A 22,132-nucleotide genomic window follows, 5' to 3' on the forward strand; every position below is an offset into this window, starting at 1 on the left:
GGATCTTATGAAAATCTTTCTCTCGCATAAAGCATAAGGCAAAGAGAGGCTGAAAGCCGACACGCAGAACGCAGTTCTGCACATAACCCTGTCCTAACTGAGCGCAAGCGAAGGCAGGGCAGGGTAAACGCGATACACTATACTGCGGTCGAAGACCGCTACCTTGCACGTTTCCAGGTAGCGGTCTTCAACCGCGATTTTGTCACACTTCACCTCCCCCCACCGGCAGCCCGCAGGTCTGCGACCAGCGGTTAACCAAAGTTACGACCTCCCTGAGGTCTAAAAAATCCACAATATATATATTCAATGAAAAAATCAGTGAGTTCAGTGAGATCCGCGCGGGGAGTTCCATTGGTGAATAGTTACCAGAAGAACAGAAGAATATTTTAGTTGATTTTTAGTCAATTTCAAGCGAAGCGCCTTTCCTGTGAAGTGGTGTTTATGTGGCGCTGCGCTTGAAATACACTGAAAATAAGCATAAAATCCTATTTAATCTGTTTAATTCAAGTTTCGCTTGTTTATGTAATTGTTGCTAATTTATTTTCAAATGCTAAAGTTGAGTTATATATAGTCCTTTACCCCGTACATCCTACTGCGCTGCGCTTGTAGTATGTACGGCCTCATCGCAGGTAATGTCCTATCAGACATGTATTGTTGCAACAATTTTGATGCGGTTGCCCTGGTTGCTGAGTAGTTATCCTTGATAGTGTCCTAGATTCTTTGTAACTTTGCAGTATCTTATCAAAATACTTGCAAGATGATTACATTTCCTAATGCGAAAATAAACCTGGGTCTAAACATCGTGTCGCGTCGTCCCGATGGATATCACGACCTGGAAACTGTGTTCTATCCTGTCAATGTGACCGATGTGCTGGAAATCGTGCCGGGCACGGGCGATGATGCCACGCTCACATGCTACGGGCATCCTGTCGATTGCCCCACCGAGAAGAACCTGGTGATGAAGGCCTACCGCCTCATGCAGCGCGACTATGGTGTGCCGCCTGTCGATATGCACCTCTACAAGAGTATCCCCGATGGCGCTGGCCTGGGCGGTGGGTCGAGCGACGCTGCCCACGTGATGACAATGCTCAACGAGATGTTCTCGCTGGGCATCGACAAGGCCGAGTTGGCACGCAAGGCAGCCACGCTGGGTGCCGACTGTGCGTTCTTCATCTACAACACGCCCATGATGGCAACTGGCATAGGCGATGTGCTCACTCCGGTTGATGTTGACCTCAAGGGACGATACCTGTTGCTGGTCAAGCCCGACGTGAGCGTCCCCACTCGCGAGGCCTACTCGCGTGTCACTCCCGAGCCTTCGCAGGTGTCGCCAGCACAAGTGGTTACTTGGCCCGTGGAGCAGTGGGACGGTGTGCTCAAGAACGACTTTGAGCCGAGCGTGTTTGCCGCTCATCCCGAATTGTGGATGATGAAGGCGACGATGCTCGAGGCTGGCGCGCAGTATGCATGCATGTCGGGGTCGGGGTCGTCGATAGTGGGCATTTTCGATAATGCCACTATGGCAGAATGTGCCCGTGACAAATTTACCGATTGCTTTACCCGGGTGTGCGAGTTGTGATGTGACAGCAAGGCACGACGGCATGGCACGGTTTGTGCTCATTGTATTTAAAATAAATTATTATGGCAAAGAAAAATATTAAAAGCAAAAAAGATATTCAGGACATGAAGAGCAAGCAGGCACAGGCACAAGCAACCGAGCAGGCACAGGACATTGAAAATGCTGTTGAGGCAAAGGACAAGGAAATCGAAGACCTCAAGGCCCAGCTCGAGAAGGAAAAGAACCAGTACCTGTTCTTGATGGCCGACTTTGAGAACTTCCGCAAGCGCGTGCTCAAGGAGAAGGCCGATATGCTCAAGTATGGCAGCGAGAGCGCAATGCGTGACCTGTTGCCCGTGGTTGATGACTTTGAACGCGCTATCGACGCGATGAGCAAGGGTGGCGACGTGGATTCTCTTAAAGAAGGCGTTGACTTGATTTACAGCAAGTTTGTGAAATATCTTGAGCGCAACAAGGTAGTCCCCATCGAGAGCACTGGCAAGGACTTTGACGACAACCTGCACGAGGCTATCACTACATTTCCCGCTCCCGATGAGTCGATGCGTGGCAAGGTGATTGACACCGTGACTAAGGGTTATATGATCGACGACAAGGTGCTGCGTCATGCTAAAGTAGTTGTGGGACAATAATTAACATTGAATAAGCAATGGCTAATAAAAGAGATTACTATGAGGTGCTGGGCGTAGAGAAAAACGCTACAGCCGACGAACTCAAGAAGGCATACCGCAAACTTGCCATCAAATATCACCCCGACCGTCAGCACGACAAGACCGAAGAGGAAAAGAAGGAGGCTGAAGAGAAATTTAAAGAGGCAGCCGAGGCCTACGACGTGCTGAGCAACCCCGACAAGCGTGCCCGCTATGACCAGTTTGGTTTTGCTGGCGACCAGATGGGCGGTGCTGGCGGCGGTTTCGGCGGTTTCGACATCAACGACATCCTGCGCTCGGTGTTTGGCGAGGGTGGCTTTGGCGGCTTCGGTGGTTTTAGTGGTTTCGGCGGAGGCGGTGGTGGTTCTCGCCAGCGCGTGAACCGTGGCACCGACCTGCGTGTGAGGGTTAAACTCACGCTGGCCGAGGTGGCCAAGGGCGCCGAGAAGAAACTCAAAATACCCCGTCTGGTGTCGTGCAAGGCTTGTAACGGCACTGGCGCGAAGAATGGCACCGAACTCAACACATGCCACACCTGTCATGGCACAGGCGTGGAGACACAAGTGCGTCAAACCATGTTCGGCACCATGCAGCAGCAGTTTGAATGCCGCACATGCCACGGCCGCGGCAAGGAAATCAAGACACGCTGCCCCGAGTGTGGCGGACAAGGACTCAAACGCACCGAGGATGTTGTGACTATCAACATTCCTGCTGGTGTGGCCGAGGGCATGATGATGCGCATGTCGGGCAAGGGCAACGAAGCTCCTGGCGGCGGCGTCCCCGGCGATCTGCTCGTGATCTTTGAGGAAATACCCGATGCACAGCTCATGCGTCAGGGCAATGACCTCATCTACAACCTGATGATAGACTTCGCTACGGCGACACTGGGCGGCAAGGTGGTCATTCCCACCGTCGATGGCCAGATGCGCATCACCATCAAGCCCGGCACACAGCCCGGCACCGTGCTGCGCTTGCGGGGCGAGGGTCTGCCCTCGACCGACGGTTATGGCAATGGCGACATTCGCGTCAATGTCATGATCTACGTCCCCGAGAAACTCTCGAGCGAGGAACGCAAGGCTGTGGAGATGCTGCGTGACAAGGAAAACTTCAAGGCCAACGAGAGCGTGAGCGCACGCATCTTCGGCCGCCTCAAGAATATCTTTGGCTACGAGTAACCTAGGGCATGTCTCATTCTGCCTCCCGCTGCCTCCCGCTGTCTCCCGCTGTCTCCCGCTGTCTCCCACAGAGGCACAGAGGACACAGAGATTAATTATCTAGATAATAGAAAAAATTATTTTTTCAGTTTATCTAAATTTTTCATGTCAATGTAATTGATTGTCCAGTAGGACAATATTTGAATAACCCCCACCGCCTAACGTAGTGGCGGTGGGGGTATAGGTAAACCGCAAAAATGCGTCCAGCAGGACGCTAATCGGAGCAAATTGATGAAAATCAAATGGTTCCAATAATCGAAAATTGTAAAATTTCTGAAAATTTTTCATCTGCGAGATTTCTGCGAGAGATTTCCCCATTGCTTGACAGTTTAATGTTTTAAAAACAGAAGAAATTAATAAAACGATATGAAACGCAACCACAATCACCGTGTGCCTCGTGCCACCGACAAGTCGCTGTCATTCACCGTGCGTGAAGAGTGCGGCCTGCTCGACTTTGTGATGAAGTGCCTCGACGGCATCAGCCGCAACAAGGCGAAATCGATTCTCACCAAGGGAGGGGCACTGGTCGATGGACGTGTGCAGACTCATCACGAGTTTCGCGTGCTTCCTGGCAGCGTGGTCAACATCAGCCGCCAGCCGCGTCCCAAGAGCGACAACAGCCAGCACTACCGCATCGTGTATGAAGACCGCTGGATTGTGGTCGTGGACAAAGAACCTGGCGTGCTGTCGATGGGCGTGGGCGCAGGAAGCCTCAACATGAAGAATCTGCTCGACAAGCACTTCGTCGATACCCGCCAGCGTTGCACTGCCCACGTGGTGCATCGCCTCGACTGCCGCACATCGGGGCTCATGGTCTATGCCAAGAGCAGCGAGGTGCAGCAAGACATGACAGCCGACTGGCGCGCCACAGTCACCGACCGCCGCTATGTGGCGCTCGTGGAGGGTGTTATGGAGCAGCCCGAAGGACGCGTGGAGAGTTATCTCAAAGATACCAAGCGCATGGTGGTCATCAGCAGTCCCACCGACAATGGTGGCAAGTTTGCCGTGACCACATGGCGGCTCATGGAGCAAGGCAAGCAGCATGCCATGCTCGAGCTCAAGTTGATCACCGGCCGCAAGAACCAGATACGCGTTCACATGGCCGACATTCATCACCCTGTGGTGGGCGACGGCAAGTATGGCAGCCAGGACGATCCCGGCAGCCGCATGTGCCTGCATGCATTCAAACTCGCTATCAAGCATCCCGTCACCGGCGAAGAAATGGCATGGGAAACACCCATCCCGCCCTATTTCTATCGTCGCATGAGATGAGGGTAACTATACAACCAATTACTTTTTGTGGCCACCCCGCGCTGATCTCACTGATACCACTGATTTAATAATAACTGAAAGAAATTAAAATAATTAGAATAATTTCTTATTCAGTTAAATCAGAGCAATCTGTTGTAACTATACTACAATAGATTTTTTTGCAGATTCCCCGCGCAGATTTCACATGATTTTGTAATGAGAGGCTGGAAGCCGACACGCAGAACGAAGTTCTGCACATAACCCTGTCCTAACTGAGCGCAAGCGAAGGCAGGGCAGGGTAAACGCAATACACTATACTGCGGTTGAAGACCGCAACCTCGATACATGCAAGATTCGCACAGTGCGACCCCTTCGAGGTCGGTTTTTGGGGGGCGTATTCCTTTCCGACGGCCTGCGGCCATCGGTTACGATGCAATGTGACGACTCCGTCGTCAAGACGCTATCCAGACAACATTAACGTCAGATTACATGGCAAAACGCATCAAAATTGCACCGCAACTGCGGCCATCGGTTACGATGCAATGGAGGGTGTGTCAAAATGCGCATTTGGTAGAGTACAATGCAAAAACAAGAGCAGGTAGGGACGATACTCCTGTATCGTCCGGAGTGTTTTTAGGACGCTTATATTCAAATAATTGTGTAATGTATTACGCTCGTCCCTACCTCAACTTAATTTCGGATTATGACACACCCTCCAAAATGATAATACACTATCTGTGATGTAATTCCATTTTGCTTGCAAGCTATTTTCAAAGCGAAGCATAAAAATCAAAATAAAAATATTTTCTTTTTTTACCGGACAACAATAATTTTCAATGAAAAAATCAGTGAGTTCAGTGAGATCCGTGCGGGGAGTTCCATTGCTGAATAGTTACGAGATGAGGAAATAGTTGTTAATTGAAAGTATAGATTGTTAAAATCATGTTAAAGTTGTCGATATGTTATGTGGGCAACTTTATTTTTATTACTTTCGTGCATTATTTTCTGTAAGGATGTAGTGCATACTTGTTTTTAGTGACAAATCTTCAACAGGGAAATTTTAATTTTTAATCATTAAATAAAATCTATTATGAAAAAGTATTTACTTTTATTTGTTTCGGCCGTAGCTCTTGCATTAAATGCTTATGCTGGTGGCGGTGGCACTCAGCTCACTTATTTCTTCACATTCCGTGCTACTGTTGAGGCTACAGGTGCCGGTAAGGCTTACGTCTCATTTGACGGTTATGATGCAGCAAGCGATGACCAGTTAACAGTTGCTGAGAAGCACTGCTCAACCGACCAAGCTATAAAGCCCAGCGTTTACAACGACGGTGACGTGCGTCTGTACTACGTGACTGCTGCTGAAGAGGGTTCAGTATTCAAGGGTCTTGTAAACAAGGCTACTGGTGAAGTTGTTAAGAAGGGTGTAGAAGGTCGCATCGACAACTTTAAGAGCAACATGATGTGCGGTCAGTTTGACGACGATCACGAGGACGATTGTATCGCTCAGCACACTGAGGCAGTTAACAATCATGTTGATTCGTCTTACGTTGCTGTTTTCCGTCCTGCAGAGGTTACTCCCGCAACTGTTTCTTTCGACAAGGAGTCTGGCGAATATGAGGAGTCTGTAGCTGTTAAGGCTAACGTAGAGAACCTTCCCGAGTTCTGCCAGCTCGTGTACAAGTTTGAGCCCAAGGTTGCCGAGAGCATCGCTCTCCTGGCAGTTCCCGCTGGTTTCGAGGTATATCCCGAAGAGGGTGTAACAATCACTGAGAGCGGTAAGCTCACAGTTGCTGCAGCCGACGTACTCACTGGCGAAATCTATGGCGGTAGCGAAATTGAATATGTTATCAAAGCTCCTGTGACAGGCATCAACGACATCAACGTTAACGCTGTTAAGGTTGTTAAGACTATCGAGAACGGTCAGGTTGTTATCGTTAAGGACGACGTTAAGTACAACGTGGCTGGTCAGGTTATCAAGTAAGAAAGATAATCATTCCATAAAAAATGGAGGACGCTCAATTGAGCGCCCTCTTTTTTTATATAGGGAGGTCAGAGGCACTGCCTCTGACAACTGGACTCCACCCATTATTCTCTAATCTCTAATCTCATCAGGCGTTGACTTGGACTTTGAAACCTGCGGCTTGCATGCGCTGGGCTATGGTTTCGAGTTCCTCGGCGGTGACTTTTGTGAGGGTTTCGGCAGGTGTCTTGCGGTCTATGCTGTAGAGCATCACTTCACGAGGCTGTATGGCCTTGTATGCATTGATGAGGGCATCGACCTCGGCTTCGGTAGTGTTGTCAAAACGGTGTCCTTCCCACTCGCCACGCAGCATCATCGTCTGCACCACGCACTGGCCGGCAAACTGCTTGAGGTCCTCGATAACACCTTCGGGGATGACGTTGGGCGACGACGGACGGTTCACCAGCCTGAAAGTAGCGGCAAGTGCCGAGTCCAGTTTCACGATGTTGTTGTCCACGAGTTTCAGTGCCTCGGCGACATGTGGCTTGCCCGCCATGGTAGAGTTAGTGAGCACGCTCACCTTTGCCTCGGGGTAGTAGGTGTCGCGCAGTCGCATCACGTCTTTCACGATGTCGAGGAACAAAGGGTGGACAGTGGGCTCGCCGTTGCCCGAGAATGTGATCACGTCGAGCGGTTCGCCCGCTGCATGCATCGCCTCGAGTTTGCGTTTAAGACCTTTTTTAACGGCTTCGCGCGTGGGTATGCCGTCCTTGCCAGGTCCCTGGGCATTAAATCCAGCCTCGCAATAGAGGCAGTCAAATGAGCATATCTTGCCATCATTGGGCATGAGGTTGATACCCAGCGAGACACCCAGGCGGCGGCTCTTGATGGGACCGAATATCGTGCTGTGGAATAATACTGTCTGCATAGTTTTTTTATATGATTTAATATAGGCTACATAGGCCAGAGGGGCTACATAGGCTATAGGTTATTTATCAGGTTGAGGTACTGCTTTGCGATGATGCTTGAGTCGAAGTGCACTGTGACCCACTCGTGGAGTTGCTCGCGGGTGAGGCCGCAATTAGCAGCCCACTCGATGCCTTGTGCTATGCTCGCTGCGTCCTGGCTACCGGTCACGTAACCGTTAGTGAGATGCTTCACGATGTCCACTTGCCCGCCGTCGCCGGTGGTGACTGGAACGCATCCGCTCGACATCCCTTCAACGAGCGTGTAGCCGAATGACTCATATCTCGACGTGGACAGCACGATGTGAGCCTGGCGGTAGAGCGGTCTCACGTCGTCGACATATCCCACATAGGTGTGCGGCACAGCGATGCCATCGATCAACGACGTGTCGCGCAAGCCGCCGTAGAGCAGCAGGTGCAGCTGCGATGCCAGTTGCGGATTGTGCGTCGCGATGTGGTTCATCGCGTCAGTCATGAGGTCAAATCCCTTGACGGGATCATCAAGGCGGGCGGCACCCATCACTATCACCTTCGTGCCTTGTGGCAGGTTCAGGTTTCCTGGTTCGTAGTTGCAGGGGAAGTCGCTGGCGGGGAACGGATTCCCTATCACGCTCAAGCTGGCATTTTTCAAGAGCGTGCTGTTGCGGCAGCATTGTGCGAGCCAGTTGCTCACGCTCACGAAGTGGATGTTGTGCGCTCCGTAGAGCCGTGCCTTGGCCTCTTGTGTGGCTGTGGACAGGTCTCTGCCGTTCTTTCCCGTGAGCGGACAAGTGTGGCACATGGTCTCATAGGCACGGCACTCATAGGCATGGTGGCATGCACCAGTGCAGTTCCACATGTCGTGCATGGTCCATATCACTGGTTTGCCTAGCGAGAGCAGTTTGTCGAGCGACTTGAACGACAGCATCCCTTGGTTAATCCAGTTGAGGATAATCACGTCGGCAGCTTTGACCCATGGATGACGTGTCAAGTCCAGTCCGTGTGATGCCGTGTCGATCTTGAACAGTGTGCTGCGGTCCATACCGTTGCGCATGAATATGCCCAGGCGCTCGGCAAGGAAATTGTAGCGGTTGCGCCACTTGCTGCCCACGCTGGCCACATGACCGTCGCTGTTGCTGTTGTCAATCACGAGCATGCGGGCGTCGGCTCCCTGGTCGTTGAGAGCGTGCATGAGTCTGCGCGAAGCAATGGCTGCCCCGCCCAAGTGGTCGCTACGATTGATAAGCACTATGTTCATCACGGCAAAGGTAGTGATTTTTTACGAAAGAAGCAAATAGGGGAGGGAAGAACGCCAGGGCAACCGCATCAAAATTGCTTTCTGTCCGAAGGACAGCATCTTTGATAACCGTGTAGGCGCGCAGGTGCGAAGCTCCAAGAGCCTGCTCCAAGGCTCGGAGAGCATGGTGAGACTCTTCGAGTCTCTAACGTCTCCGACGTTTTTACCGGACACTAATAATTAGGAATAAATTAAGAGCACCATGACCAAACATGATGCTCTTAATGTCTTAAAATCTTAATGTCTTAAAGCGCAGCGTTCTTACATTCCTTTTCCTAAAACGAGGTTGATAAGTGCGTTAACGTCGCTCACGTCGGTTGTACCGTCGCCATCGACGTCGGTGTTGCTTGCTGAACCCTTGCCAACGAGGGCGTTGATCACAGCGTTGAGGTCGTTGGTGTCAACCTCGCCGTCACCGTCAACGTCGCCCTTGATGCCGCCAGGAACAACTTGGATAGTGAACTCGGCAGTGCTGTTGTTGGCAGCAACCTGGTCTTTGTCGCTCACGATCACGGCAGTGAGAGCCACGGGACCGCTGGCAGGAGCAGTGTAAGCGAACTTAACCACGCGGCTTTCGCCCTTCTCAAGGTCGCGGCCGCTCTTGCTTGCCACCTTGGTGCCACCAGCCTGCAGTTCTACGCTCCAGTCATCCTCGCCCATGAGGTTCTTGCCTATGTTCTTAACCTTCACCTGGATTTCGCCGGTCTCGCCTGCTTTGAGGCTCTGGGGCGCGCTCACGAGGTCAACCTTGAGGTCCTGGTCGGCTTTCTCAAAGCTGCCGTCAACCCAGATGCCTGTCATCTGCACCTTGCCCGCCCAGTTGAGTTTCATTGCCTCGTAGTCAAACTCCTTGTGCTCGGGCTTGCTGAGCAGTGTAGCCACGCCGGTGGTGGTGTTTACCTCAAAGATACCGGTGTCGCGTCCTCCCTCAGCAATGGTAAGGTGGTTGTTGGCACCCGATGTGTCGCCGTGATACTTGATGCCATCGTTGACATATCCCAGCCAGTAGAGCTTGTCGGTGCGGAAGTCAAAGGCAGCGCTCATCATGCGTTCCTGGGTGCAGAAACCTGTGTTTCCCACGCGGGTGCATGCGCCAGTCTCCTTGTCAAACTTGAGCACCTCGCCGCGCTGGGTGATGCCGTAGATCTCGCCCTTGCTGTTGATGGCAAGTGCGCGGGGATCCTGATAGGTGTCAAACATCTCGTGAGAGATTTGGCGCACCTCGAAGGTCTCCATGTCGAGCTCGCACAGTTCATAGTAATAATCCTCTTCCTCGGTGAAGATGCGGAAGATTCCATACACGCGGTCGTTGATGGGGTCGTAGGTGAGGTCGGTGGGCTGGGCGGGCAGACGCTTGTCGAGCGTCTCATATTTGCCTGTCTCGAGGTCCCACTTGCGAATGAGGATTTCCCATTCCTCGCTGCCATACTCCTCATTGCTCTCCTGCGACTCGGGAGTCTCGTGCATGAAGAAGCTGTAGAAGTAGTCGCCGGTAAATACACCGCCAGCGTTGCTGTAAAGCACGTGGTTGCGCAGGTTGTCGGCCATGAAGTCCATGCCCACATACTTGTCTTCCTTTGTGCTGCTGGGGTCGATGGCGATTTGGAACATACCCAGGTTGGCGGGAGTGTCAATGCCGCCCACGGGCATCTGGTACCAGCCGGTGTTGGACGAATGTATGTCCTTGCCGTAATAATACCAATCGATAATGTTGCCGTTGATAACGACATTCTCGGCTGTGGCGTTTGCTGCCGGCATGATTGCCAGTGCAGCCATCACGCTAGAGATTGCAGATGTAAGTTTCATACTCTATTTGATTGTTTTAGGTAAAAGATGATGAGGGTGTGTCACGGTGTGCTTGCATCATGACAGACTCTCTTCCTCTGGGTTAAAAATTGGAGTTTATGAGTTATTTATCGGTTGAATTTCTTCTTTCCGTCGATGATCACGATGCCCTTGGCGTCGGCCTTGACGGGCTGTCCCATCAGGTTGTAGGCCTGGCCGGTGGTGTTGCTCTTAACGGTGATGTCGGTAACTGCTGTGAAGGGCTCCTCTACGCGCTCGTCGGCATAGAAATCGTCGATCACGGCATGATCCATGAGGATAGCAACGCGTGTGGGCTGCTCGGTCTCAAACCACTTCTGTTCCCATGTGGTGTTCTTGCCTGTGGTGGCATTGTCGCCCATCTGGTCGCCAAGCACCAGTACACCGTTTTCCTCGCCCACGAGGTAAACCTTGATGAGGCCGCTGTAGCTCTTGGTGTAACTGCGCATCCAGAAGGCGAACTTACCCTTTACGGGAGGAGTAACCAGGTAGTTGGTGCTGTTAGTAGCAATGGCGATAGCGCCGCCCTTGCTGTGATACTTGTCGAGCTCGCGCTCAAAGGTATAGTTCAGAGAACCGATGTAGTCCCAGCCTTCGGGCAGGGCGCTTACATAGACGCTGCCTGTGGTGCTTGTGAAGTCTTCCTGATAAAATTCCTCGGCACTTGCTGTGAACGAACACATTGCACACGCTGTAACACACAGCGCGCTTGTAGCATTAAGTAATAATTTCTTCATGATTTTTTGTTTATAAAATGTTTTAGTCAATTTTTTTGCTTGTTCATTGATGGTGCAAATGTAGTGCAAATATTCGGAAAAATAAAATTTTTGCACTTAAAACGGCGACTTTTATATCTTTTTTATGCAAAACGGGCTTGTTTTGTTGCAAAAGTCAAGATTTTGCGCTCCTGGGCTGTTAGTTGGCGAAATCGACGCTCACTCCCACGCGCAGGCAGCGGGGCGAGAGAGGGTAGTGGGGCGACGAGAAGTAGTTGTCGCCGCCGAATAGCTTGCCGTTGGCATGAGTGTAGAGCACGAAGAAACGCGCGCGCTTGAGGCGGAAGTTGGCGTAGGCGTTCATATACATGAAGTCGCCGCACTTCTGTTTATCCTGCGTGTGGAAGGTCATTGTGGCAGGATTGTAGGCTGGCGCGTAGTAGCTGGTGTAGTAGTTGCAGTCCACGCCCAGTTGCACGTGCAGCACCTTTGCCACCAGGAACTGGAGATACAGGTTGCTGTAAAGCGCCAGCTTGGGCAGGGGCAGCACGCCCTGGTTGCTCGATGCCTGGTAGGTCACCTCGTTGTCCCAGTGCAGGGCCTTGAACGCAAGGTCTTGCTTCAGGGTGGCGCTGAACACGCTCAACATGTCGCTGTGCTGCGTGGGCATGTTGTCGTGGTTGAAATAGACAAAGTCTTTGAGCGTTTCATAACCCACGTTGATATTGGTGCCGCTGAAGGGCAGGTCCAGCTCGCCGCCCACGCGGAAGCGTTTCTCCTTGCTGAGGTCGTTGTCCCAGATGAAGTGGTTGGAGGCAAAGATATATAGCAACGTGGCTGGCGCTAAATTGCTGAAAATGCCGTAACCCCTCACGGTGACGGTGTCGCCCAGCAGCTTGAAGCGCGTGCTGATGTCGCCGTCGGCATAGATGTCGCCTTCCACTCCGCCGGCAAGTCCCAGCTCGGCAGTGGCGCTGTATCGCAGTATCGAGCCCTGTGTCTTGCTCAACTTGCCGCCCACGTAGAAGCGGTTCTCGGTCTCGGTGCGAGGCACATAGGTGGGTATGGGCGAGAGTCCCGGTGCTATGGGTGTCTCGCTGGGCATAGCCTCGGCCTGGAGGGTCTGCTTGTATAGCTGGTGGTAGGCGTAGGCCGAGAAGCCGAATTTCACCTTCTTGCTGAATCCCTCAAGCATCGAGATGCCCACGGTGTTGGTCAGCGTCATGTAGCGGGTGGTGTCGGCGGTGCCGCCCAGGTTGAAGTAGGTGTGCTTGAAGAATGTGGTGTCCTCCGCGCCGCTCTTGTTGGTGTAGCGGTGCTTGCTGTCCTTGTAGTCCATGCTCCAGATGAAGCTGGTCACGGGCACGTAATACTTGCTCACGATGGTGTCGGTCACCGAGTCGCGCTGGTAGCGGTAGAATCCCACCTTGTAGCGGTGGTTCATGAAGAAGTGCGTGCCGCCCAGGTTGCTCTCGCTCGATGTGAGATGAGTGGGGATGCTCTTGTTATCCACCTTGCTCTCGCCGCCTTGCACGTCGGCAGGGCGGGTGATGTAACGGTCGTCGGTGATGCCGCCGTTTTCCTTGGTGGTGAAGGCATAGTGGTTGAAGAACGTCTGCAGCTCATAGCGGTCGCCAGTGTAGCTGCCGCCCAGGTTCCAGGTGAAGTTCTTGTCGGCCTGGTACTCATAGGACCCTTTTGAGTAGATGTAATCCATGTTGGCGCCTATTTGCAGCCGCTTGGTCGCATTGCCGCTGAAGGTGATCATCGTGCGGTCCTGGTTGCTGTACTTGTTGCCGCCCGTGGTGTGCGAGATGAGCGTCATGGGGATGCGTGTGTTGTAGAACACGTGGCCCTCGGTGCTGTGCAGCCAGGGGGCGAGAGCCGATTCGAAGAAGAACTCGCTGTAACTGTCGCGGTTGAAGAAAATCTGGTCCTGCCCCGGAGCGCCATAGTTGCCCGTGGTGGCCCATGCCAGGCTGGGCGAGGTGGGCACGGCATGCAGGTGGTAGTTGACAAATGAGGTGTCAATCTCGGTCTCGCTGCGGTCGCCCAGCGGGTCACTGATGGTCCACGCATAGGACGGCTCGATCTCCTGGGCTTTCTTGGCCTGCGCAATAGTAGCGCAAACCACAGCCAGAACGGCTAATATGCTATATTTGAGTGCAGTCTTTTTCATTATAGTGCAAAGGTAGCAATTTTTCACGAAAACGAAAATGAAAACGAAAACTTTTTCGCTTGCGAACCTAGACGATGGCGATAACGATAACAACTGCGCCCCTCCCTTTGGCACAAAGCAAGCCACTGTGTCCCGCAGTTCTCCGCGGGGTGACCACAGCGAGGGCAATCGCTCGGAGCGGATTTCCTGTGTCGTTATTTTCTTTTCTGCCAAATTGTGCGTAACTTTGTAGCACGTAACAATCACAACATATTGCAATGAAAAAATTACTATTGACCCTAGCAGTCATGGTGGCATCGCTCACCACCCTCTGGGCACATGATGCTTATACTATCTACCCTGTTCCCCACATGCAGAAGGCGCTCGCCGGAACAACCTCGTTCACGCAGCAGGTCACCGTGGTTGCCGACCCGCAAATAGACCAAGTAACCGTCAGGCGCGCATTGCAGGTGCTCTCGGCCAGCGGACTCACTCCCGTCGTGTCCGCCAAGCCTAGCAGCAATACGTCGTGCGTCTATCTCGCCGTTGACGGCAAGAAAGGCGTGGCCAACAGTTATGCCGACAGATTGAAGGTCAACCGCAATGCCCTGGCCGTGGCAGGAAAATATGACCGCCACGTGCTGGTGATGAACGGAACCAAGAAGGCCGACGTGCTTATCCTGGGAGAAAACACCGATGCAACCTTCTGCGGGCTTGCCTCGCTCGAACAGATTCTGGACCGCGGCACTTCCAATCTTCCTTGCGTCCTGATTGAGGACTATGCCGACATCCAGTATCGCGGGGTCATCGAGGGCTACTATGGCGTGCCTTATAGCGCCGACGTGACCAAGGACCTTTTTCGCTTCATGGCACGCTACAAGATGAATGCCTACATGTATGGCGCCAAGTCTGACCCCTATCATTCGCAGAACTGGGCCGAGGCTTATCCCGACAGCATCACGCCCAAGCAAAAGTCCATAGGTTACCTCTCGTCGGGCATGATGCGCGACATTGCCAGCGTGGCACGCGACACCAAGGTGAACTTCATCTGGGCCATTCACCCCGGGCCGGCATTCACCGATCCTGGCGATAACACTGTGATAGACCGCATCATGAGCAAGTTCCAAATCATGCACGATCTGGGCGTGCGACAGTTCGGTTGCTTCGTTGACGACGTGGGTGTTCCCACCGACGATGCTACACTTCGTCTCAATGCCGACCGCCTGACCGAGCTGCAAACCGCAATCGAGAACAGATGGAACAAGAACTACGCTTCGCCTGCCGACACGGTGAAGCCCATCAACTTTGTTCCGCAGCTCTATGCCTACTCATGGGTCAATGCGCCGACTCATGAGAAATATTACCGTGCACTGGGCAAGACCCACCCCCAGGCCATCATCTACATCACCGGCAATAGCGTGTGGACAGTGCCCAACACCCACGACCTCGACGTGGTGTCGGGCGAACTGGGGCGCGGGCTAGCATGGTGGTGGAATTACCCTTGCAACGACAACGACATGACAAAGCTATTTGTGCGCGACACTTACAGCAACTTTGCCGACGAGCGCTGGATCGACAACAACGCCACGCTCGCCCCCGACCTTCGTGGTGCCAGCGCCCTTATCGCCAACCCCATGCAGCAGGGCGAGGCGTCAAAGTTTGCCCTGTTCGGCGTGGGTGACTACAGCTGGAACAACGCCGCCTTCGACAACGAGGCCGACTACCACGCCGCCGTGAAAGCAGTAGTGGGAAAAGACAGGGCGACCGATTTCGAGTACCTGTCGCAGTTCCTGCGCTACTATGACAACGAGCCCATGGCAAGTCTTGTGGATGCCTACAAGAGCAATGGCAACAGTGCGCCTGTCAAGGCCGAGATGTTGAAAGTGTTGAGCACCTGCCAAGCCATGCAGGACATGGCAGCCTCGGGCAGAGAATGCGATTCGCTCCTCGTGGCCGACATCCAGCCCTGGCTCAACTGCCTGGGCGACATGGCCGCGCTCACCATCCAGCTGCTGGACCAAATCGATGCTAAAAAATCCGGCAGGCAGACCGATGCCGACCGCCTTGTTGCCGCACACCTCAAGAAAACCGTGGCCGACTTTGAACAATATGGCAACCATCAGTTCAACGTGCTGAACGGCCTGGGCAACGACATCGAGTTGAGCACGCGCGTAGCCGAGCCATCAGGCAAAATCCTGCGCCCATTCCTCACCCACCTTGCCGGCCAGCTATAACCCAATCTCCCCCAATCTCCCACGAAGACACAGAGTACCAATAGTACTTTGCGGAGTCCCCACTAAATGCCATCAAAGGGACAGTCCCTATGATGGCATTTTACACTCACACCGATTCCATAATGCGGTGAATACTTATTTTATTCTACGCAAAAAATGCGGTGAATAAGACGTTTTTTCGCCGCATTTCTTGGTTATGTGCGATAACTAAATTAATTTTGCAACCATAAAAAGCACAAAATGGGACAAAGAGCAATTTATATATGGCAAAAACAAGGGTGGCCGCACTTCTGCTGGGACAGTTTGCGATTATCTACACAACTGGCACGTGTGCATCAGTTGCAGGGCGAACTCACTGGGCGGTTAAGCCTGCTCGGATTTGAGACACAAAACTTGACACAACTAGAAGCAATGACCGAGGAAGTTAAGACTTCGTCTGAAATTGAAGGGCAATCAATAAATGTGGCCTCGCTCCGCTCGTCTATAGCACGGCAACTAGGAATTGAGACAGGAGAGGTTCATACCGACCACTATGCCGATGGACTTGCGCAAGTGGTGGTTGATGCATCCCGCAACTATGACAAGGAACTGACTTCAAATCGTCTATTTGGTTGGCATGCAGCTCTTTTCCCGACTGGTTACAGCGGCTCGTTTCGCATCACGGTAGCAGGCTGGCGTGTAGGAGAAGAACCGATGCAGGTGGTATCGGGGCCAATGGGCAAGAAAACAATTCACTATGAGGCTCCTCCCTCGCACATGGTTCCTGCGATGATGCAAGAATTCATTGAATGGGTCAACAATGTCCAAACCATCGATAGCATCGTCAAGGCTGCTATTGCGCACATTTGGTTTGTCAGTATTCATCCGTTTGACGATGGCAACGGGAGGGTCACGCGCACCATCACCGACATGCTTCTTGCACGTGCCGATGGAATGCCGCATCGATATTATTCGGTTTCAGCGCAAATATGCCGGGAAAAGAAATCTTATTACGACATAATAGAACGCACGCAGAAAAGCGGACTTGATGTCACAATGTGGATTGAATGGTTTGTTTCTATTGTTGAATATGCGCTAATCAGAGCATTGGACAAGTTGCAACGCGTAATTCAGAAACACGAATACTGGCAACACTTCGCCAGCGTCAATATAAATGCACGCCAACAGCGCATCGTCAACATGCTTTGGGATGGATTTGAGGGCAAACTCACATCATCAAAGTGGGCTAAAATAAATAAATGCTCGCAAGATACTGCATTGCGCGATATTACGGACCTCATTGCCAAAGGAATGCTGCTAAAAAGTGGTGAAGGAGGACGAAGTTCAAATTACATCTTGCCACAGGGTTAAGTTACGACCGAGAGATGAAGGTGTGTCAAAAGCCAAGAAATGGCGGTTAACACCCCCCTCCAACAATACCCCAGCCGATTTTGCTCAGTGCACTCTGTGTCTCGGTGGGAGCCTTCGCGCACAACTAATTATATGGTGGAGTGTGATTTTTTATTGCCGAAGCGTAAGGAATTTGAATAAAAATCTATAACTTTGCAAAAAACAAGAAATATAAACGAGAAAACAAAAAAACAAGAAACAGAAACGAAAAAAATATAACATATTGACATAACGCGCATTGACTATTATTTGCGTTCTCCTGAATAGCGTAGGAAACTAAACAGAGATAAGAACACAAAAATAGTGGTTAGGCAACTTCTGCAGGAGGAGTATGCCTTATCCAATCTTTATAAGAGTCGATGTTCATGCTAAAAGGCATGAGCAGTTCTTATAGATTGGATGAGGTCTCTTTCCTACGCAGCCTCGGAGAACGCATAAGAAAGTTCATGCCTTTCTTGTGCGCTCACGTGAGTGGTAGATCAGTGCATAACAGATTTACCACTATGGCAAAAAATTCATCACTAAGTCAAGCCAAAAAGGCTAAGAAAGACGAATTTTACACGCAAATCAACGATATAGATAACGAGTTGAAGCATTACAAAAAACATTTTCGCGGGAAAACAATTCTTTGCAACTGCGACGACCCCCGCATCAGCAACTTTTTTCGATATTTTGCTCAAAGTTTTGAGCACCTAGGTCTAAAAAGGCTCATTACAACCTGCTACAAAAGCCAAGATATTGACCTTTTTTCAACCGAAGGGTGCGAAAAAGCGGTTTATCTAATATATGATGGAGATAAGAATAAAAATGGTGTTGTTGATCTTGAAGAAATTGAGGTTAAGCCTCTAAAAGGTAACGGAGATTTCCGTTCGCAGGAATGTATTGAACTACTCAAACAGGCCGATATTGTTGTAACAAACCCTCCATTCTCTCTATTTCGTGAGTATGTAGCACAACTCATTGAGTATAATAAAAAGTTTTTGATTCTAGCAAGAATGTCATCCCTTCATTACTCTGAAATTTTTCCTTTGATAAAAAGTAATCAGATATGGGTTGGGTATGGCTTTAACCTTTCTATGGTATATAAATCCATTTATCAAAACACGGAAGAAGCAAATCGAAAATATGTTCGCTCAAAAGGATATGACCCAGATGACAACTATATTAAAGTTCCTGCCGTTTTGTGGTACACGAATTTAGACCACACCAAAAGACATGAAAAACTAATATTATATAAAAAATATTCTCCCGATGAATATCCAAAATATGATAACTACGATGCAATTGATGTTAACCAAGTTGCGGACATTCCTATGGATTATTATGGCATAATGGGTGTTCCTGATACTCTATTAGGGCAATTTAATCCTGATCAATTTGAATTAATTGGAATCGGTTCTGGAAAATTAGGTCGGTCAATTGGGATAACGAAAAATTATCGTGGTCGAACAGACCTGTCATATACAATAGATGGAGTATCGAAATGTCCATATAGTAGAATATTAATCCGCAGAAAAAAAGAATAAATTATGAATATAGAACTGATAAAAGTAAAAATTCGTGACCTTTTTGAGGGATATAAAGACTCTCAAGAAGAGGGTGTTGTAGCATACGGAGGAAAACTGGATGTGCGTCCCAAATATCAACGCGAGTTTGTCTATAAAGACAAACAACGCGATGCTGTGATTGATACGGTAATAAAAGGTTTTCCGCTTAATGTAATGTATTGGGCAAAGAAAGACGATGGAACGTTTGAAGTGCTTGATGGTCAGCAACGCACTATTAGTATTTGCCAGTATCTTAGCCACGATTTCTCGGTTAAGTATGGTGATTCTATCAAATATATTGATAACTGGGAACAAGACATACGTCAGAAAATTCTTGACTATGAACTTATGGTTTATATTTGCGAGGGCGCTGACACTGAGAAATTAGAATGGTTCAAGACAATAAACATCGCTGGAGAAAAATTGTCTGACCAGGAGTTACGTAATGCTGTTTATTCTGGTACATGGCTCACACAAGCCAAGCGTTATTTCTCGCGTTACGGATGTCCTGCAATGAAAGTGGGAGACAAGTTTGTAACTGCTGCTGTAATACGTCAAGAACTACTTGAAAGGGCTTTAGCATGGCTTGCACTTGCTCAAAAATCCACGATTGAGGAGTACATGGCTGTTCATCAACATGATTATGAATGCTCTGAATTGTGGTCTCATTACCAAAAAGTAATAGAATGGGTACAACAGACATTTATAAGATATCGCAAGGAGATGAAAACTGTTGATTGGGGGGAGTTGTGGGTTGGTTATCACGATGAGCACTATGACACAACTGCCCTTGAAAATGAGATCGCAACTTTAATGGCCGATGATGATGTGACAAAGAAAGCTGGCATATATAAATATGTTCTGACTCGAGATGAGCGATGGCTCAGTATTAGGACATTCAGAGCAGCTGACAAACGCTCGGCTTTTGAACGGCAAAAAGGTGAATGTCCCATTTGCCACAAAACATATACAATCGAAGAAATGGAAGCCGACCACATAAAACCGTGGAGCCAAGGAGGTCACACCACTCCTGACAATTGTCAATGCTTGTGTAAAGCATGTAACAGGTTGAAAGGAAATAGGTAGTGTTTAGATTCCGTAAAGGATGAAAATGCGATGTAGAAGCACCTATGGTAGGGAAAAGTATGTAATATCTAATTCAACTTTCGCTATAATTTACTGTCGTGCATATAAATGCGCCGATAGGTGCGTGGTCCAATAACTCTGTGTCTCGGTGGGAGCCTTCGCGCACAACTAATTATATGGTGGAGTGTGATTTTTTATTGCCGAAGCGTGAGGAATTTGAATAAAAATCTATAACTTTGCAAAAAACAAGAAATATAAACGAAAACCGTACAATGATGGATAAACATTTCGAATCAACCCGTTGCCTTGTGTGCCACGATGCTCCTTGCACACAGGCTTGCCCGCGCGGTAATGACCCCGCCCGTGGCGTGAGAGCCCACAGGTTTGAAAACAACTACTGTGTGGGTATGTTTCTCAACGAGGATATGTGTGCCGACTGTGACGCACCCTGCGAGAAAGCATGTATCCACCCCGATTTCCCCCTACGCATCAAGCAGATGGCTAAAGGCGTTGCTGCCAAGCAAGTCAAGGACTTGCCGTCGCTCGAGATGGAATTTTGCGGCGTGCGCTGCGAGAACCCGTTCTTCCTGGGATCGTCGGTTATCGCCAGCAGCTATGAAATGATAGCCAAGGCCTTCAAGATGGGCTGGGCAGGTGTCATGTACAAGACAATCACGTTTGGCGACATAGAGGAGGTATCGCCTCGCTTTGACCAGGTGGGCAAGGAGGGCACTCCGTTCATCGGTTTCCGCAACATGGAGCAACTCTCGGTTCACACTCCCGAGGAGGATTTCGCTATCCTGTCGCGTCTCAAGGATGAATTTCCCTCCAAGGTGGTTGTTGCCTCAATCATGGGCCGCAACGATGACGAGTGGGCACAGCTGGCGCGCATGGCCCAAGATGCTGGCTGCGACATGATAGAGTGTAATTTCTCATGCCCCCACATGGCCGAGAAAGGTCGTGGCAGCGACGTGGGACAGAAGCCCGAACTGGTGCGGCACCTCACCCAGGTGGTCAAAGCCGCTACTTCACTGCCCGTCATAGCAAAGATGACCCCCAACATCACCCACATCGAGGAACCTGCCACTGCAGCTGTTGAGGGTGGTGCCGATGCTATCGCTGCCATCAACACCATCAAGAGCGTGACACTGAAACGGCGTTCGGAGGTTGCTGGCAAGGCAACTATTTCGGGATACAGCGGCAAGGCTGTGAAGCCCATCGCGCAGCGCTTTATCCTTGACATGCGCAAGGATGAGAAACTCAAGGACGTACCCTTGAGCGGTATAGGCGGCATTGAGACATGGCGCGACGCACTGCAATATATCGTGCTTGGTTGTAGCAATGTTCAGGTGTGCACTGCTGTGATGCAGTATGGCTACCGCATCATCGACGACCTCGTGCTGGGTATGCAGGACTGGATGCAGCGCGAGGGAATCAAGACACTCGAGGAAGTGCGCGGACGTGCTCTTGACCAGTTTGTTGCCACCGACCAGTTGGATCGCTCAACCTTCGTGCTGCCACGCATCGACCGTGACAAGTGCACCGGTTGCGGACGCTGTTACATTTCTTGCTACGACGGCGGTCATCAAGCCATCTCGTTTGACCCCGAGACCCGCGTGCCGCGTATCATAGGCCGCAACTGCGTGGGATGCCACCTGTGCATGCTGGTATGCCCGTCGGGAGCCATGTTGCCCACTAACCGCATCCCAGTAAAGAAAGGAATGTAAGATTCACTCGGTCTCCCACAGAGTATTGGATTAGGAGGGTATGCCTAAAATGATGGGGGAAAGAACAAAAAACAACATCACTAGGAATATTGTTGCTGGCACTTTTGTGTAACATGAGGATGTTGGTAACTATTCAGCAATAGAATTTTGCAGAGTTCCCGCCCAGACCTTATGAAAATCTTTCTCTCGCACAAGGCATAAGGCAAAGAGAGGCTGAAAGCCGACACGCAGAACCTAGGTTCTGCACATAACCCTGTCCTAACTGAGCGCAAGCGAAGGCAGGGCAGGGTAAACGCGATACACTATACTGCGGTCTTCAACCGCGATTTTGTCACACTTCACACACCCCCCACCGGCAGCCCGCAGGTCTGCGACCAGCGGTTAACCAAAGTTACGACCTCCCTGAGGTATAAAAAACTCAACTTTAGCATGTAAAACCATTTGAGCCTCACCTATTTGATCCGATTAGCGTCCTGCTGGACGCAGTGCGTGTTGCATTTCTTCCCCCACCGCCACTTCGTTCGGCGGTGGGGGTTATTTAGGTATTGTCCTGCCG

The 22,132-nt window shown here is 50.6% G+C and carries 15 protein-coding genes; 10 read left to right on the forward strand and 5 right to left on the reverse strand.

What is annotated here, in order from left to right:
* Nucleotides 1–757: 757 nt before the first annotated feature.
* From ispE to ACKI3C_RS01550, 5 genes are all read left to right on the forward strand, one after another.
* Nucleotides 758–1,579: a 4-(cytidine 5'-diphospho)-2-C-methyl-D-erythritol kinase gene (gene ispE, locus ACKI3C_RS01530; RefSeq protein WP_407401341.1), complete on the forward strand. Its 822-nt coding sequence runs from the start codon at nucleotides 758–760 to the stop codon at nucleotides 1,577–1,579.
* Between the two features lie 62 nt (nucleotides 1,580–1,641).
* Nucleotides 1,642–2,208, forward strand: coding sequence for a nucleotide exchange factor GrpE (grpE, locus tag ACKI3C_RS01535; protein ID WP_407401343.1), 567 nt, complete (start codon nucleotides 1,642–1,644; stop codon nucleotides 2,206–2,208).
* A gap of 17 nt (nucleotides 2,209–2,225) precedes the next feature.
* The gene (gene dnaJ / locus ACKI3C_RS01540; RefSeq protein WP_407401345.1) at nucleotides 2,226–3,401 is read left to right on the forward strand and encodes a molecular chaperone DnaJ; all 1,176 of its coding nucleotides are present in this window, start codon (nucleotides 2,226–2,228) and stop codon (nucleotides 3,399–3,401) included.
* Between the two features lie 405 nt (nucleotides 3,402–3,806).
* A complete protein-coding gene (locus ACKI3C_RS01545; RefSeq protein WP_407401347.1) occupies nucleotides 3,807–4,712 on the forward strand; it encodes an RluA family pseudouridine synthase in 906 nt (301 codons plus the stop codon).
* A 1,069-nt stretch (nucleotides 4,713–5,781) separates the two neighbouring features.
* Nucleotides 5,782–6,675, forward strand: coding sequence for a hypothetical protein (locus ACKI3C_RS01550; RefSeq protein ID WP_407401349.1), 894 nt, complete (start codon nucleotides 5,782–5,784; stop codon nucleotides 6,673–6,675).
* 127 nt (nucleotides 6,676–6,802) lie between these two features.
* Here ACKI3C_RS01550 and ACKI3C_RS01555 read toward each other — a convergent pair whose 3' ends face one another.
* The 5 genes from ACKI3C_RS01555 to ACKI3C_RS01575 all read right to left on the reverse strand — a co-directional run bounded on the left by ACKI3C_RS01555 (nucleotide 6,803) and on the right by ACKI3C_RS01575 (nucleotide 13,614).
* Nucleotides 6,803–7,582 (reverse strand): radical SAM protein, encoded by a 780-nt coding sequence (locus ACKI3C_RS01555; RefSeq protein WP_407401351.1) that lies wholly within the window; start codon nucleotides 7,580–7,582, stop codon nucleotides 6,803–6,805.
* A 53-nt stretch (nucleotides 7,583–7,635) separates the two neighbouring features.
* Nucleotides 7,636–8,856 (reverse strand): glycosyltransferase, encoded by a 1,221-nt coding sequence (locus ACKI3C_RS01560; RefSeq protein ID WP_407401353.1) that lies wholly within the window; start codon nucleotides 8,854–8,856, stop codon nucleotides 7,636–7,638.
* A 300-nt stretch (nucleotides 8,857–9,156) separates the two neighbouring features.
* The gene (locus ACKI3C_RS01565) at nucleotides 9,157–10,701 is read right to left on the reverse strand and encodes a CARDB domain-containing protein (protein WP_407401355.1); all 1,545 of its coding nucleotides are present in this window, start codon (nucleotides 10,699–10,701) and stop codon (nucleotides 9,157–9,159) included.
* Nucleotides 10,702–10,808: 107 nt separating this feature from the next.
* Nucleotides 10,809–11,456: a hypothetical protein gene (locus ACKI3C_RS01570; RefSeq protein ID WP_407401357.1), complete on the reverse strand. Its 648-nt coding sequence runs from the start codon at nucleotides 11,454–11,456 to the stop codon at nucleotides 10,809–10,811.
* A 178-nt stretch (nucleotides 11,457–11,634) separates the two neighbouring features.
* The gene (locus tag ACKI3C_RS01575) at nucleotides 11,635–13,614 is read right to left on the reverse strand and encodes a putative porin (protein ID WP_407401359.1); all 1,980 of its coding nucleotides are present in this window, start codon (nucleotides 13,612–13,614) and stop codon (nucleotides 11,635–11,637) included.
* Between the two features lie 257 nt (nucleotides 13,615–13,871).
* On the opposite strand from ACKI3C_RS01575, the gene ACKI3C_RS01580 reads away from it, so the two are divergent.
* From ACKI3C_RS01580 to preA, 5 genes are all read left to right on the forward strand, one after another.
* A complete protein-coding gene (locus ACKI3C_RS01580) occupies nucleotides 13,872–15,827 on the forward strand; it encodes a beta-N-acetylglucosaminidase domain-containing protein (RefSeq protein WP_407401361.1) in 1,956 nt (651 codons plus the stop codon).
* Between the two features lie 240 nt (nucleotides 15,828–16,067).
* Nucleotides 16,068–17,177, forward strand: a complete 1,110-nt coding sequence (locus tag ACKI3C_RS01585) for a Fic family protein (protein WP_407401363.1) — start codon at nucleotides 16,068–16,070, stop codon at nucleotides 17,175–17,177.
* A 542-nt stretch (nucleotides 17,178–17,719) separates the two neighbouring features.
* Entirely contained in the window at nucleotides 17,720–18,742 is a 1,023-nt protein-coding gene (locus ACKI3C_RS01590) for an adenine-specific methyltransferase EcoRI family protein (RefSeq protein ID WP_407401365.1), read from the forward strand.
* Between the two features lie 3 nt (nucleotides 18,743–18,745).
* Nucleotides 18,746–19,849 (forward strand): HNH endonuclease family protein, encoded by a 1,104-nt coding sequence (locus ACKI3C_RS01595; protein WP_407401367.1) that lies wholly within the window; start codon nucleotides 18,746–18,748, stop codon nucleotides 19,847–19,849.
* Nucleotides 19,850–20,124: 275 nt separating this feature from the next.
* Nucleotides 20,125–21,576 carry an NAD-dependent dihydropyrimidine dehydrogenase subunit PreA gene (preA, locus tag ACKI3C_RS01600; protein ID WP_407401369.1) on the forward strand — a complete coding sequence of 484 codons (1,452 nt, stop codon included), beginning with the start codon at nucleotides 20,125–20,127 and terminating at the stop codon, nucleotides 21,574–21,576.
* The last annotated feature ends 556 nt before the right edge of the window (nucleotides 21,577–22,132 follow it).

Source organism: Sodaliphilus sp., assembly GCF_045598405.1.
Classification (GTDB): Bacteria; Bacteroidota; Bacteroidia; order Bacteroidales; family Muribaculaceae; genus Sodaliphilus; species Sodaliphilus limicaballi.